Origin of the sequence: Pseudomonas syringae (genome assembly GCF_021605415.1) — a bacterium.
GTDB classification, from domain to species: domain Bacteria; phylum Pseudomonadota; class Gammaproteobacteria; order Pseudomonadales; family Pseudomonadaceae; genus Aquipseudomonas; species Aquipseudomonas syringae_S.
In genome coordinates this window covers 1-14,204 of the sequence record NZ_WKEQ01000040.1, presented here as the reverse complement: position 1 = coordinate 14,204, position 14,204 = coordinate 1, and the positions used below count along the sequence as shown (strand labels likewise).

At 57.8% G+C, this 14,204-nt stretch carries 13 protein-coding genes and 4 tRNA genes; 12 read left to right on the top strand and 5 right to left on the bottom strand.

What is annotated here, in order from left to right; translation table 11 throughout:
- Positions 1-73: 73 nt before the first annotated feature.
- Both GIW69_RS22375 and GIW69_RS22370 read left to right on the top strand, forming a co-directional pair.
- Positions 74-1,225, top strand: coding sequence for a TDT family transporter (locus tag GIW69_RS22375; RefSeq protein WP_236484944.1), 1,152 nt, complete (start codon positions 74-76; stop codon positions 1,223-1,225).
- Between the two features lie 97 nt (positions 1,226-1,322).
- Complete coding sequence (locus tag GIW69_RS22370; protein ID WP_236484943.1) at positions 1,323-3,197, top strand: MFS transporter; 1,875 nt, start codon at positions 1,323-1,325, stop codon at positions 3,195-3,197.
- 96 nt (positions 3,198-3,293) lie between these two features.
- Here the strand turns inward: GIW69_RS22370 and sugE are convergent, their stop codons facing one another.
- The 3 genes from sugE to rdgC form a co-directional block, all read right to left on the bottom strand.
- The gene (gene sugE / locus GIW69_RS22365) at positions 3,294-3,608 is read right to left on the bottom strand and encodes a quaternary ammonium compound efflux SMR transporter SugE (protein WP_010456757.1); all 315 of its coding nucleotides are present in this window, start codon (positions 3,606-3,608) and stop codon (positions 3,294-3,296) included.
- Positions 3,609-3,725: 117 nt separating this feature from the next.
- On the bottom strand, positions 3,726-4,691 hold the full coding sequence (locus GIW69_RS22360) for a bile acid:sodium symporter family protein (RefSeq protein WP_236484942.1): 966 nt from the start codon (positions 4,689-4,691) through the stop codon (positions 3,726-3,728).
- Between the two features lie 98 nt (positions 4,692-4,789).
- Complete coding sequence (gene rdgC / locus GIW69_RS22355) at positions 4,790-5,710, bottom strand: recombination-associated protein RdgC (RefSeq protein ID WP_236484941.1); 921 nt, start codon at positions 5,708-5,710, stop codon at positions 4,790-4,792.
- A gap of 159 nt (positions 5,711-5,869) precedes the next feature.
- Between rdgC and GIW69_RS22350 the strand changes: the two genes are divergently transcribed.
- From GIW69_RS22350 to GIW69_RS22335, 4 genes are all read left to right on the top strand, one after another.
- Positions 5,870-5,945 (top strand) — tRNA-Val (locus GIW69_RS22350).
- 19 nt (positions 5,946-5,964) lie between these two features.
- A tRNA-Asp gene (locus tag GIW69_RS22345) sits at positions 5,965-6,041 on the top strand.
- Between the two features lie 200 nt (positions 6,042-6,241).
- Positions 6,242-6,317, top strand: a tRNA-Val gene (locus GIW69_RS22340).
- Between the two features lie 18 nt (positions 6,318-6,335).
- Positions 6,336-6,412: transfer RNA gene (locus tag GIW69_RS22335), tRNA-Asp, on the top strand.
- A gap of 223 nt (positions 6,413-6,635) precedes the next feature.
- Here the strand turns inward: GIW69_RS22335 and GIW69_RS22330 are convergent.
- Positions 6,636-7,802, bottom strand: a complete 1,167-nt coding sequence (locus GIW69_RS22330; RefSeq protein ID WP_236484940.1) for a catalase family protein — start codon at positions 7,800-7,802, stop codon at positions 6,636-6,638.
- A complete protein-coding gene (locus GIW69_RS22325) occupies positions 7,799-9,610 on the bottom strand; it encodes a di-heme-cytochrome C peroxidase (protein ID WP_236484939.1) in 1,812 nt (603 codons plus the stop codon). Before GIW69_RS22325 ends, GIW69_RS22330 begins: the two co-directional genes overlap by 4 nt.
- Positions 9,611-9,879: 269 nt before the next feature.
- Between GIW69_RS22325 and bamJ the strand changes: the two genes are divergently transcribed.
- From bamJ to GIW69_RS22295, 6 genes are all read left to right on the top strand, one after another.
- On the top strand, positions 9,880-10,596 hold the full coding sequence (bamJ, locus tag GIW69_RS22320) for a BamJ family beta-barrel-assembly machinery protein (protein ID WP_236484938.1): 717 nt from the start codon (positions 9,880-9,882) through the stop codon (positions 10,594-10,596).
- Positions 10,597-10,890: 294 nt separating this feature from the next.
- Complete coding sequence (locus GIW69_RS22315; protein ID WP_236484937.1) at positions 10,891-11,346, top strand: YkvA family protein; 456 nt, start codon at positions 10,891-10,893, stop codon at positions 11,344-11,346.
- Between the two features lie 106 nt (positions 11,347-11,452).
- Positions 11,453-11,794: a helix-turn-helix domain-containing protein gene (locus tag GIW69_RS22310; RefSeq protein ID WP_236484936.1), complete on the top strand. Its 342-nt coding sequence runs from the start codon at positions 11,453-11,455 to the stop codon at positions 11,792-11,794.
- A complete protein-coding gene (locus GIW69_RS22305; protein WP_236484935.1) occupies positions 11,791-12,162 on the top strand; it encodes a hypothetical protein in 372 nt (123 codons plus the stop codon). The genes GIW69_RS22310 and GIW69_RS22305 overlap by 4 nt, the downstream gene beginning before the upstream one ends.
- Complete coding sequence (locus GIW69_RS22300) at positions 12,163-12,570, top strand: SEL1-like repeat protein (protein WP_236484934.1); 408 nt, start codon at positions 12,163-12,165, stop codon at positions 12,568-12,570.
- 235 nt (positions 12,571-12,805) lie between these two features.
- Positions 12,806-14,204, top strand: a 1,399-nt coding sequence (locus GIW69_RS22295; protein WP_236484933.1) for a DUF6531 domain-containing protein, incomplete at its 3' end; no start/stop codon positions are given.

Below are 14,204 nucleotides of genomic sequence, written 5' to 3'. Positions count from 1 at the left end.
AAATTACCCGTTATATAGATATTCGATCCGGATCTACCATGGCCTCAACCTCAACAGAGGACAGGAGTTCATGATGATTTGCCCGAATATTCACAAGGCAGCCTACAAGCCGTTTAACCAACTTCAGCATCCGCGTGAAGTGATTCGCCAATTCACACCGAACTGGTTCGCCGCGACCATGGGCACCGGCGTACTGGCGTTGGCTCTGGCGCAATTACCTCTGGCGATTCCCGGGCTGCACGCGGTGGCTGAAGGCCTGTGGCTCTTCAACATCCTGTTGTTTGCGTTGTTCGCCGCCGCGTACGCAGCTCGTTGGGTACTGTTCTTCGATGAGGCGCGGCGGATTTTCGGGCATTCCACCGTATCGATGTTTTTCGGCACGATTCCCATGGGCCTTGCGACGATCATCAACGGCTTTCTGTTGTTCGGCGTGCCGCGTTGGGGCGATGGCGTGATACATGTCGCCGAAGTGCTGTGGTGGGTGGACGTGGCGATGTCTTTGGCTTGCGGCGTGCTGATTCCTTACATGATGTTCACCCGTCAGGAACACAGCATTGATCAGATGACCGCCGTCTGGCTGTTGCCGGTGGTAGCGGCAGAAGTGGCGGCAGCCAGTGGCGGATTGCTCGCTCCGCATCTCGTCGATGCCCACTCGCAAATGGTGGTGCTGGTCACAAGCTACGTGCTCTGGGCATTTTCCCTGCCGGTTGCGTTCAGCATTCTGACGATCCTGCTGCTGCGCATGGCCCTGCATAAACTGCCCCACGAAAACATGGCCGCATCGAGCTGGCTCGCTCTCGGGCCGATCGGCACCGGCGCGCTGGGCATGTTGTTGCTGGGGAGCGATGCACCGGCAATCTTCGCGGCCAACGATTTGCCGGGCATTGGTGAAATCGCCTCGGGCATCGGGCTGGTGGCCGGCATCACCCTGTGGGGCTTCGGCTTGTGGTGGATGTTAATGGCGCTGCTGATCACCGGCCGTTATCTGCGCGCCGGCATCCCGTTCAACCTCGGCTGGTGGGGTTTCACCTTCCCGCTGGGCGTGTACTCGCTGGCGACACTTAAGCTTGCCGGCGCGCTCAATTTGGCGTTTTTCAGCGTGATCGGCTGTGTGCTGGTGACGTTGCTGGCGGTGATGTGGCTGATTGTCGGCAAGCGCACGCTGCAAGGCGCGTGGCGAGGCGTGCTGTTTGTCTCGCCGTGTATTGCAGGTTTGAAGAAATAGGCGGTAAAGATTAGGTAATGTGTGGCCTGGATCAGGGAGCGAGACTCCAATAAACGTATCCAGGCCACTCACTACAAGAATCAGGGACACACGGAAGATGAGTCACCCCTCACAGTTCAACCTGTTGCGCACGCGGCGTTTCTTGCCCTTTTTCATCACTCAGTCCCTCGGCGCGTTTAACGATAACGTGTTCAAGCAGTCGCTGATTCTCGCGATTCTCTACCGGCTGAGCATCGAAGGTGATCGTTCGATCTGGGTCAACCTGTGCGCATTACTGTTTATCCTGCCGTTCTTCCTGTTCTCGGCCCTGGCCGGGCAGTTCGGAGAAAAGTTCGCCAAGGACGCGTTGATTCGCGTCATCAAACTGGCGGAAATCGCGATCATGGCTGTGGGATCGGTCGGCTTCCTGTTCGATCATCTGTCGCTGATGCTGGTGGCGCTGTTCGCCATGGGCACCCACTCGGCGCTGTTCGGACCGGTGAAATATTCGATCCTGCCGCAGGCGTTGCGTGAGGATGAACTGGTCGGCGGCAATGGGCTGGTGGAAATGGGCACGTTTCTGGCGATTCTGGCCGGCACCATCGGGGCAGGCGTGATCATGTCGTCGACGCACTATGCGCCGCTGGTTTCGGTCGCGATCGTCGGCATCGCCGTGTCGGGTTATCTGGCCAGCCGCAGTATTCCCCGCGCCGCCGCCGCGACCCCGAACCTGCGATTGAACTGGAATATTTTCAGCCAGTCCTGGGCGACCCTGAAACTGGGTCTGGGCCAGACGCCCGCCGTGTCGCGCTCGATCGTCGGTAACTCGTGGTTCTGGTTTGTCGGGGCGATTTACCTGACGCAGATCCCGGCTTATGCCAAAGAATGGATGCACGGCGATGAAACCGTAGTGACGCTGATCCTGACCGTGTTTTCTGTCGGTATCGCACTGGGTTCGATGCTCTGTGAGAAATTGTCCGGGCGCAAAGTCGAAATCGGCCTGGTGCCATTCGGATCGTTCGGTCTGACGGTGTTTGGTTTGCTGCTGTGGTGGCACTCCGGCGCAATCCCGGACAGCGTTGACGGCCATGGCTGGCTACAAATGCTGAGTTTCGGCCATGCATGGGCTGTGCTGTTCGATATTCTCGGCCTGGGCATTTTCGGTGGCTTCTACATCGTGCCGCTGTACGCGCTGATCCAGTCGCGCACTGCCGAACACGAGCGGGCGCGGGTGATAGCCGCCAACAACATTCTCAACGCGCTGTTCATGGTGGTGTCGGCCATCGTTTCGATCGTACTGCTGAGCGTGGTCAAGCTGTCGATTCCGCAGCTGTTTCTGGTGGTCTCGCTGCTCAATATTGGCGTCAACGCCTACATCTTCAAAATCGTCCCGGAATTCAGCATGCGTTTCATGATCTGGCTGCTCAGCCATTCCATGTATCGCGTCGAGCATCGCAACCTGGAGGCGATCCCTGATGAAGGCGCGGCGCTACTGGTGTGCAACCACGTATCGTTCGTCGATGCCTTGCTGATTGGCGGCGCGGTGCGTCGACCGATTCGCTTTGTCATGTACTACAAGATCTACAACTTGCCGGTGTTGAACTTCATCTTTCGCACAGCGGGGGCCATTCCTATTGCCGGGCGACAGGAAGACATTCAGATCTACGAAAAAGCCTTCACCCGGATTGCCCGATATCTGAAGGATGGCGAGTTGGTGTGCATCTTTCCGGAAGGCAAGCTGACCGCTGATGGCGAGATGAGCGAATTCCGTGGCGGGTTGACGCGGATTCTCGAAGAGACGCCTGTGCCGGTGATTCCGCTGGCATTGCAGGGGTTGTGGGGTAGTTTCTTCAGCCGCGATCCGAACAAGGGTTTCTTTCACCGGTTGTGGTCGCGAGTAACTCTGGTGGCCGGTTCCGCGGTGTCAGTAGAAGAGGCCGAGCCGCTGAAGTTGAGGGCGTTGGTGGAAGAATTGCGCGGCGCTACAAGATAGGTGGAATGCGCAGGCCTCTTCGCGAGCAGGCGCGCTCCTACAGTTCAAGCGCGGTCAACTGTAGGAGCGAGCCTGCTCGCGATGGGGGTCAGGGGCCTAAGCGCTGACTTTGAGCCCGATCAACCCGGCGATGATCAACGCCACGCTGGCCAGCCGAAACAGCGCCATCGATTCACCAAACAAAATGATCCCGGCAATCACCGTACCCACGGCACCGACGCCCGTCCAGATCGCATAAGCGGTGCCCAACGGCAATTCCTTCATCGCGAGGCCCAGCAAGCCAAGGCTGATGGCCATGGCGGCAACGGTCAGTGCGGTGGGGAGCGGACGGCTGAAGCCATCGGTGTATTTCAGGCCGACGGCCCAGCCGACTTCGAACAGGCCGGCGAAAAACAGAATGATCCAGGACATGGAAGACCTCCATCGAATAGAAGGGGTCGTCCCCGGATTAATGACTCGATCGAGCCGCGAGGTCGTCCTCGCGTTGGGCAATAGTGCCGAGCATTGACCCGGGGTTCAAGGTTGAAATCAGTCGGTTGCCGGTTGCGAAGGCGTCAATTGCTCATCCTCGTCCTTCATCCGGCGGAAGTACGTCGACAGCAACGCCCCGGAAATATTGTGCCAAACGCTGAACAGCGCACTCGGCACCGCCGCCAGTGGCGAGAAGTGTGCGCTGGCGAGTGCGGCGCCCAGCCCGGAATTCTGCATGCCGACTTCCAGCGCCAGCGATTTACGCTGGGCCAATGGCAACTTGAACAGGCGACCGGTGAAGTAGCCGAGCAGATAGCCGAAGCTGTTGTGCAACATCACCACGGCCATGATCAGCAATCCAGATTCGGCGATTTTCGCCTGACTGGCGGCGACCACAGCGGTCACGATGATCACGATGCTGACCACCGACACCAGCGGCAACACTTCCACGGCATGACGCACCTTGTCGCCGAGCAAACGTTGCGCAACCACGCCGAGCACGATGGGCAGCAGCACTACTTGCAGGATCGACCAGAACAACTCCATGAACGAAACCGGCAGCCAGGCCGACGCCAACAGCCAGATCAGGGCCGGTGTCAGCAGCGGAGCGAGGAGGGTGGTGACGGCGGCGATGGCCACCGACAGCGCCAGATCGCCCTTGGCCAGCCAGGTCATCACGTTCGAGGACGTGCCGCTCGGGCAGCAGCCGACCAGAATCACGCCGACAGCGATTTCCGGCGGAAGATGAAAGGCCTGGCATAGCAACCATGCGACACCGGGCATGATCACGAAATGCGCAACCACGCCCAGCGCCACACGCCATGGATGGCGAGCGACGGCGGCGAAGTCATCAAGTTTGAGGGTCAGGCCCATGCCGAACATCACCAACCCCAACAACGGCACGATTGCGCCTTTGAGGTCGATGAACCACGCCGGTTGCAGGAACGCGACGACAGCGAAAATCAGTACCCAGTATGCGAAGGTGTTGCCGACAAAGCGACTTAGTGCAGCCAGTGCGCGCATGGCCTGATCCTTTTTTAATATCACCACAAAACATTGTGGGAGCTGGCTTGCCAGCTCCCACAGCTAACCCTTTTCCTTCAGTAGGGAACAGGCCAGGTTTAAATCCCCTGCGGCGTCTCTTCCCCACCCAGCGCTTCAACCAGCGCCGGCAGGAAATCGCCAAACGTCAGCATCATCAGGGTGAAGCTGGCGTCGAGCTGGCCGAGCGCTTCGTCGCCGCCGTCCTGTTCCGCCTGATCCTGCAGCAAGTCTTCGAACTTCAGGCGCTTGACGGTCATTTTGTCATCGAGCATGAAGGACAGTTTGTCCTGCCAGGCCAGCGACAATTGAGTGACGACTTTGCCGGTGCTCAAGTGCAGCTGGATTTCTTCGCTGGTCAGATCCTGACGCTTGCAACGCACGATGCCGCCGTCTTCGTGGGTGTCGCGCAGTTCGCACTCGTCGAGCACGAAGAAATCGTCGGCCGCTTTCTGGGTGGTGACCCACTCGGTCATAGTCGCCGTCGGCGACATTTTTACAGTCAGCGGACGCACTGGCAGCGTACCGATCACTTCGCGCAGGGTAGAAAGCAGGTCTTCGGCGCGTTTCGGGCTGGCCGAGTTGACCAGGATCAGGCCTTGCTTCGGCGCGATAGCCGCGAAGGTCGACGAGCGGCGGATAAAGGCGCGTGGCAGGAACGCCTGGATGATTTCGTCCTTAATCTGGTCGCGTTCCTTTTTATAGACCTTGCGCATCTGCTCGGCTTCGATTTCATCGACCTTTTCTTTGACCGCGTCGCGCACGACGCTGCCCGGCAAAATGCGTTCTTCTTTGCGCGCGGCGATCAGCAGGAAGTCGCCACTGACGTGTACCAGCGGCGCATCTTCGCCCTTGCCGAACGGCGCAACGAAACCGTAGGTGGTCAACTCCTGGCTTGCACATGGACGCGCCAGTTTGGTGGCCAGTGCGGTTTCCAGCGCCTCGGCATCAACGGGCAGATCCTGGGTCAGGCGATAGATAAGCAGGTTTTTGAACCACATGGGGTGAGTCTCTCCTTTATACAAAGGGGGGCATTATTGTCTTCGCGGTGGCATAGGCCAACCCTTCTGTAAGCCTTTGGAAGGCCTGAGAAAATTATTTAAAAAAGTGCTTGCCAGAGGTAGGGTCGCTCCGTAGAATGCGCGCCACACCGAAGCGAAGGGTGATTAGCTCAGCTGGGAGAGCGTCTGCCTTACAAGCAGAATGTCGGCGGTTCGATCCCGTCATCACCCACCATTCGTTTCATGTGTTACGCGCAGCGGTAGTTCAGTCGGTTAGAATACCGGCCTGTCACGCCGGGGGTCGCGGGTTCGAGTCCCGTCCGCTGCGCCATATTCGGTAACTTGGAACACTGAACGCCAGGTCACCACGGAAAAACCCGCTGAGGCGGGTTTTTTTCTGCCTCAAAGTTTGTACGTTGTTCCTGCAGGTCGTGTCGTTTCGCCGGTTTCCAGATTTATTTGAGAAAATATTCAATTAAATCAAGACTTTATGGAAATCTGTGGCATAATGCGCCCCGCAACGAAGGTACTGGGTGATTAGCTCAGCTGGGAGAGCGTCTGCCTTACAAGCAGAATGTCGGCGGTTCGATCCCGTCATCACCCACCACTACTTTCATTGTTTCGCGCAGCGGTAGTTCAGTCGGTTAGAATACCGGCCTGTCACGCCGGGGGTCGCGGGTTCGAGTCCCGTCCGCTGCGCCATATTCGGTATCTGGAACGCTGAACGCCAGATGCCACCCAGAAAGCCCGCTTTATGCGGGCTTTCTGCTGTCTGGCGTTTGGCAAACCGGCCTCTTGCGACGTGGTAACTATGCAGCATCTGTCGGACAGGCTGGCAGATGCCGGCGAACTGAACGTACTTCGCCAAAGCGACAGCTGGACACAATCGGGACAGGTCAGCGTCACAGAGGCGCTGCCATCGTGATCAATTGCCGTTGCGACTATGCCGATAATCGCTGACGGCCTCATATACCGCTTTGCGTAACCGATTGATCCCTCCGACTGGCCGATGCTCCTGAATGCCAAACCATGGATTGAAGGACAGGTTGTCGCATTGCAGGTTCAGCGCCGGGGTGTCGAAATCCTGGGGCGGCAACGTTATTCGTGCCACGGTTTCGAAGGCTGAATCCTGCTCACGCCATTCGATGCTGGTGTCCTCGATCGGCATGTATTTGTTTGCGTCCTGGCGTTGTATCTGCAGCACGAAACAGGCCGGGGCACGATCCGTTGACAATTGCTGGTCAAGGGCACTGCGCAGAAAGTTCGGCAGGTCATGATTCTGTTTCGGCAAAGTGTAGGCCGGGCAATTATCCGGATCCGGCATCACCCGGAATTTGGCGTTTGCCTGACCAAACTTGTAGGGCGAAACCGAAAAGTACGTGGTATTCGTCGGGCTGTCCGGCGGCGGGGAAAGTGTCGCTAAAGCAATAAACAGATGGCGGACTTGCCACGTTCGCGGATCCCAGCCAGGGAAAAACGCCATGATCTTCTTGCCATCCGCCTGGGCGGCCACGTTCTGACGGTATTCGGCGACATCGCTGACAAAAAAGTTCGGGTGGCTGAACATCACGAAATCCTGCTCCGTTCGACCCTGCCGATCGCTCAGCAATTGCTTGCCGGGCACATCAAACAGCTTGATCGCCATGCCCCGAGCGTCGCGCATGTTATCGAACTGCGGATAGGCATTGCCGTTGGACAGTCGCATGATTGCTTGCCAGGTTTTGCCCGGATCGCTGAACACACCTTGGCGCAGGTCTGCCGCCAGATCCGTCAGCACCTGCAACTGCGCCTTCACGCAGCCGTGGGCCTTGGCGTGGGCATCGCGCAGGTAACGCGTGCTTTCGCGGTGTTGGTCGACAATGCGTACGGCAGTCTGTATCACGTCCTGGGTCATGGCCGCTTCGCCTGCGGGAATCTGTTCCAGCGCCGACACCGGGCCACGGTGTTGCCAGGCAAACCAGGCTGTCACCACTGCCCAGCCGAGCAGGCCGAGTACAAGCAAAACCAGTACGATCTTGCTTAGCAAGCGGCCGATACCGAGCCAAAGTCGGGCGAGCCAGGGCAGTTCTTTTTGGAAGGTTGTCATGATCATGGCAATTGCCCCTCCAACGGGCCGCCCAAGACTTTGAGGTATTCCAGTAATGCCCAGCGTTCATTGGGCTGGAGTAACCGGCCAATCACCCCGTTGCCCAGCGATCCGGCACGGAATTCGTGCCCGCTGTTGTGGTTGCCGGTGAGGCGGGTATCAAACAGAAATCCGTTGGTGAACGCCTCGGGGCGGTACCCCAAGTGCCGAGGGTCATACTCAAAGGTGCCCTTATAGAAAGTGGTGGCGCGCTCGTCTTGAGGCGACAGCAACTGGTAAAGGCTAGGCACTGAGCCGTTGTGCAGAAATGGCGGCGTTGCCCAGACGCCTGCCAGAGGACGCGCCTTATAGGCGACTTTTTCGCGAACACCAATCGGCAGACCGAAACCGTCGAGCCTGGCTTTCTCCTCAGGCGTATTCACACCGGCTTCGCGATAAGCACGCTGCTCGACAAATGCCGTGACATAAGCCAAGCCTTTGGCCACGGACAGTTGGCTCAAATCCAGCGGTTCCTTCGGTTTGGGGTGCAGTTTCACATCCATGTGTGAAAGCTCCGTCAAACTCCATTGCAGGGCGGTCAGGTCGAAGCGGTGATCAGCAATATTGTTGGCGGCGTTCGGGTCGGTCCCGATGACGTCCACTGGCAACATGTGCAGATGCTTAACCCAGCGTTCACCTTGCTTTTTTTCCTTGGGAACATGGCATCCGGCGCAATTTTCAGCGAACAAGGCGCGGCCCTTGGCGGCCAGCGGTTTGTCGACTTCTCCCAATATTGCTTCGGGCCAGGCAGGGGGCTTGAGGTTCTGCAGTGTTTCTTCGATTTTGTGCAGGTCGTGGACGCGAACACTCGAGGGATAACGCGCTTCGCCTTGCAATGGCTGGCCGTCACTGTCAAAGAAACTCAGTGTCGCGCCGACACCCAGCGCTTCACCAATATTGCGCGCCATCGGCTGCTGGGCGGAGCCGTTCCACTGCACCCAATTGAAGGTCCACATGTCCCACAGCTGCGGGTAATCGACGGGCGCGTTGGCGACGCGATAGTTGCTCGGTGAAATGGCGTCGCCGAACGTCGCATTGGCAATCCGCCCAAAAGCATCGGTACGCCCCGGGCCCTCCTCGGTAGGGTAGAGGCCGCGATGGGTGTCGTTCCACGCCACTTTGATAAAGGTGTTCAGCGAACCTTTGAAGTCTTTACGCAGCTGCTCATGTCGCGCGTCATATTGCTCGCCCAGCACACTGCGGGCGAAACGCTCGAATTTCCAGGGGTTGTAATAAGTTGAAGTCAGACTGGCGACCAATGCTTGTCCGAAACTTCCGCCCCGCAATGTAGGAACACTGGAAGGCAGGACGTGCTGGGCTGCACCACCGTCGATGCGCACGGCCTGGCCATTGAAATGCAGCTCGCCGGTGTGGCAAGCAGCGCACGTGATATCGAGATATTGCTCCTGACTGCCCGGATTCTGATGCCGGGCGAAGCCCACCGGCAGATTGCCGGGATTGTCCGAAGTAGCCTTTTGTTTGGGGTCGGTCAGAAAGCCGAAACGCGCCAGGTATTCCGGGGATGCGAAGCGTTGCTGTGAGAAAGGCAACTCCAGCGCTTGAAACCATTCATAGCGCAAGCCCTTGATCTGTGTGCCTTGCGGCGTGAAATAGTAGATTTGCCGTTCGTGTTCGCTCCATTGATCCAGGTAATGCAACTGTTGCACCGGCGTATTGAAAGGCAGCTTTGGATTGGCGATGTAATACAGGACTACTGCAAGACCGAATCCCAGTAGCACAACGAACAACGTCAGCACACGGAATAAGAGGCGCAAGATAAACATCCTTGTCGATTTGTTGTGCTCTTATGCCTCAGGCGAAGGGGTGGCGGCAAGTGGCCATTACGTCAGTCTTGTGGGATGTGTCATCGGATGTCGTCGGATCGAGATGACAGAAGCTTCATCCTCCCTTTATCCAAATGCGTTTTAATCCCTGAACTTATCAGAAGATTCCTGCTCTCATGCCGGTAGCCATTGGTCGTGGCGGCCTGATAAGCTCGCGGCTTTACTCGTTTGCCCTTTCGGCGCATGAACAAGGAAATAGCATGAAACAGCATCGGTTGGCGGCGGCGGTTGCCCTGGTAGGCCTGGTACTCGCGGGTTGTGATTCGCAGACCAGCGTAGAGCTGAAAACCCCGGCGCAAAAAGCTTCCTACGGTATCGGCCTGAACATGGGCAAAAGCCTGGCTCAGGAAGGTATGGATGATCTGGACTCCAAAGCGGTAGCCCAGGGCATCGAAGATGCCGTCGGCAAGAAAGAACAGAAGCTGAAAGATGAAGAGCTGGTCGAAGCGTTCGCCTCGCTGCAAAAGCGTGCCGAAGAGCGTATGGCCAAGATGAGTGAAGAGTCGGCTTCCGCCGGCAAGAAATTCCTCGAAGAAAACGGTAAGAAGGCCGGTGTCACCACCACCGCGTCCGGCCTGCAGTACGAAGTCGTCAAGAAAGCCGATGGCCCGCAGCCAAAGCCGACTGACGTCGTCACTGTTCACTACACCGGCAAGCTCACCAACGGCACCGTATTCGACAGCTCCGTCGAGCGCGGCAGCCCGATCGATCTGCCGGTCAGCGGTGTGATTCCGGGTTGGGTCGAAGGCCTGCAACTGATGCACGTTGGCGAGAAGTACAAACTGTACATTCCTAGCGATCTGGCTTACGGCGCGCAATCGCCAAGCCCGGCCATCCCGGCCAATTCGGTTCTGGTCTTCGACCTGGAACTGCTGGCCATCAAGGATCCAGCCAAAGAAGACGCCGCCGCCAAGTAATTCGCGATGGCTTCATCAACAACGCCCCGCACAAGCGGGGCGTTGTTGCATCTGGAGAACGGTGAGCGTAAACAGAGCGAACCGATGGCGGTTGTCGAAGTCCTAGCATTAGGGCCGCCAGCACTAGTCGCCTCGAACGGCCAAGTCAATGAATTATTGGGCTTTTTCCAGGTGAGTAAAAAACGCCCGATCTAAGCGCAGCCCTTATGAAACGGGGCTTTCAGCGCTGAAATGCAGCTCTGTTCACAAGGTTATCCACAATTTGTGTGGATAACATTTCAACGGGAAGACTAGATGAAAACTCCGTGGAATTTTGCTCGATTCCTGCCGTTGGCCGGTCGCTTGCTCGCGCGTGGACGATTGCCGACGCTGTTGTTCGCGGTGGCCAGCAAAGGCGCTGCGCAAGGCAATCGCTTGGGCAAGCTCAAGGATGATCTGCGTTTGCTTCAGTCGCTGTGCCTGGCTTACTGGCGTGGCGAGTACCGTGCAATCAGTCCGAAAGCCTTGATTTCGGTAGTGGCGGGTCTGATGTACTTTCTCAGTCCGGTAGACGCCATTCCTGATTTCATTCCGGTTTTCGGCATGCTCGATGACATTGCCGTCCTCGCCTGGCTGATGAAAACCCTCGACGATGAACTCAACGCTTTTCGACTGTGGCGCAATCGGCAGAAGCCGGAAAAACTCGCTATCGTCGAACGCCTTCCTGACAGCCCGGAGCAACTGCAGCTTCAAGGGCCGAAAAAATCCTGAACTTTCTGTGGATATTAGATACCCCCCGCCACATTCGTCGCTGTTAGGATTACACTTCGAAGGAAAAGCGCCGACTCGCTAAGTGTCGTTGTCCTACGGGGTAGTCATGGATATTCAGATAATTACACGCGAAGGCGAGCCCGAATACGCGGTGCTTCCATGGGCCCAGTATCAGGCTTTGCTGAAAGCGGCAGGGATCAATGAAGCACTCGCGCCTGCGGCTCCAACGCCGTCCGCGACCTCTACAGACCCGATTCTTCCGGGTCTGGATCAATTACGCAGTTTGCGCGAAGGGAAGGGTATCGCCATCGAGGCGCTCGCCCGCACGGTAGGCATCAGCCCTTCATACCTGGCCATGATCGAGAGTGGTGAGCGTTTGCCCGACGCTGCGATTCGCCGCAGCCTGGCCTGGGAATTGACGGTGCCGGGATGGAGGGAACACTCGTGAGCGTACGCATCAGCCGTCAACATTGGGATGGATTGCTGGGGGAGCTGGATCAGGCGCGCAGACAGCGTCATCTCTTGACTTACCGGGCACTGCTCGAACGTTTGCAATTGCCTTCGCCGGCCATGCAAACCCTGACGGCGGCGCTTGAACATCTGGCGGCGATGGACGCTAAAGCCGAACAGCCGCTGCGCAGCTCGCTGGTGATCAGCCAAGGCGCCAGTCGTCTTCCTCGTACCGGTTTTTTTGAGTGCGTTGAACGTCTCGGGCGCTTTTCCGGGCCGTCCGATGGTGTTGCGGCTGCGTCCTGGCATGCATCGGAAGTGGTTCGGGTGTTCGAATACGAGTACCCGGAGTCGGCGGAGGCTTGAGTGTTTTTACGACTCAAGGCGCGGGCAAGTTACTGGCTGGCCCGTAGGCTGTTTCACTGGTCATGGTTCGTCCGCCAACCACGCGGCTGGCGATGGCTCGAAGGTCAGTTCGCCCGCATGGCCAACCTTGGTGATGTGGGGGCGCAAAGCTTTTACGGGCATATCCTGACTTTTCGCGGCGTCGGTCTGGGCGCCCGCGAAGAGGGCATCAGGCTGCTGCAACTGGCGGCGCTCGCTGGTGATGGTAAAGCAGCCTACCAAGTCGGTGTCATCAGCCTCGCCGGCAGTCCCAGCAAGGCTCCGGATCCGACCGAAGCCGCGCGCTGGTGGGGACTGGCCGCGAAGGCCGGGCACCCGCTGGCCGAACTCAAGTTGAAAGAGCTGGCGTCGGGCAGTGACAGTAAATAAACACTTGGTGCGAATTCGATAAACGTGGCGTGAGGGAAACCTCTCGCCACGTTTGCGTTTCAAGCCCCCGACATTGAGTGGAATTCTTTTAAAGACTTCTCCTACGGCATTCGCCTACTCGGCTGACTTATTTATTGAGTGATCCATCGCACAGTTCCCGCGCCTAATTTTTGCGCGAGGGAACGCTCATGTTCGACCCGGTTTTTCACTTCATTTCGCATTGCTGCCTGCGCTGATGGAAACGGTCATTCGCATCGAGCAGGAGCTCGACAGCTTTCCTCAAACCCTCAGCGTTTACCGTGAGCAGCTCAATCACTGGCTGAGTCGCTCCGCCGACAATGTCAGCCATGCAGCGGATCTGCCGTCGCTGATGGGCATGGAGCGGATCATCCGTTTTGGCGATCTCGGTACTGCCGTCAGCAGCAGTGACAGCGATTTCTCTTCATCTGTCGTTCAGTGCCCGAAAAACGGGGTGATGAAGATTGAGAGCAAGTTCGAATCTGTCTACGACATTCCCTTGGGCGACATCATGGTGGATGTGGTGGCGGTGGAAACTGGCGAGGTTACGCCCGTCACGCTGGATGCACAGGGCAGGGGCGAGTTTCGAGGCGCGGCGGGCAAGTTCTATCGGGTACGCGTTCACGGTGAGGTTACCGCAACGCAAGTAAACGACCTGTTCAAGTCCTATGAAGGTCTGGCAGGGAATCTGGAGTCCTGGCTACGCAGCGAATGGCAGGGTTTCAAACCGCAATGGTCGCACGACGTAGCGATGGCGGCGGGCAATGGGATGATGGCCGGCAGCTGGGCAGCCATCGAAGGTGTGTGGGACGGCATCGGCTTGTTGTCGGACATTCTCAAGGATCCCGGAGCCTTCGCTGATCGGTTGGGCGAAGGTGCCGCACAGCTGATTGAAGTGGCGCAAACCGCCCCCGCTTTGATGGAAAAACTTCAGTTGCTGGTCAGTGACGAAGCCGCGCTGTGCCTGCTGCTGCGTTCCGCCAGTCTTTGGCTGGAAATGCTGCCGCCCAGTGAAATCGCTGGCAAAAGCGCTGAAGCGATATCGATGTTCGTGGTCCAATTGCTGATCGATATCTTGATTGCCGTAGTGCTGACGTTTGTCGGTGCGGGCGCAGGTGTCGCTTACCTGACGTTGCGCCTGGCTGATCGTGCAACGGGATTGCTTTCTGCGGTGACGCGCCTGTTGAAGGCACTTTTCGGCATCGTCAACTCGTTCATCGGCTATATCGACCGCTACAAGGCGGTTGCCGCTCGCGGCGTCGCAGCCGGAATAAAAAAAGGCCGGATGCAACTCCGGTGGGACGCAAAGCGCAACGCTTTGTTGAAGAAAGACGAGCCCTACGACGACAAGCCCGATCAAGCGAAAAATCCCAACGGTGACAGTGCCGATTGCGCGCCACTGACCTGCACCAACGGCTGCCCAGTGTCGATGGTCACGGGCGAAGAACTGCTGACGCTCACCGATGGCACGCTGGATGGATTGTTGCCATTTGCCTTCACCCGACTGTATCGAAGCAGCGCGGCCGAGATTGATGCAGGGCTTGGTTTCGGCTGGAGCCATTCGCTGGCCCATCGTCTGGACATCGACGGTGACGAGGTTGTCTGGATCGACCATG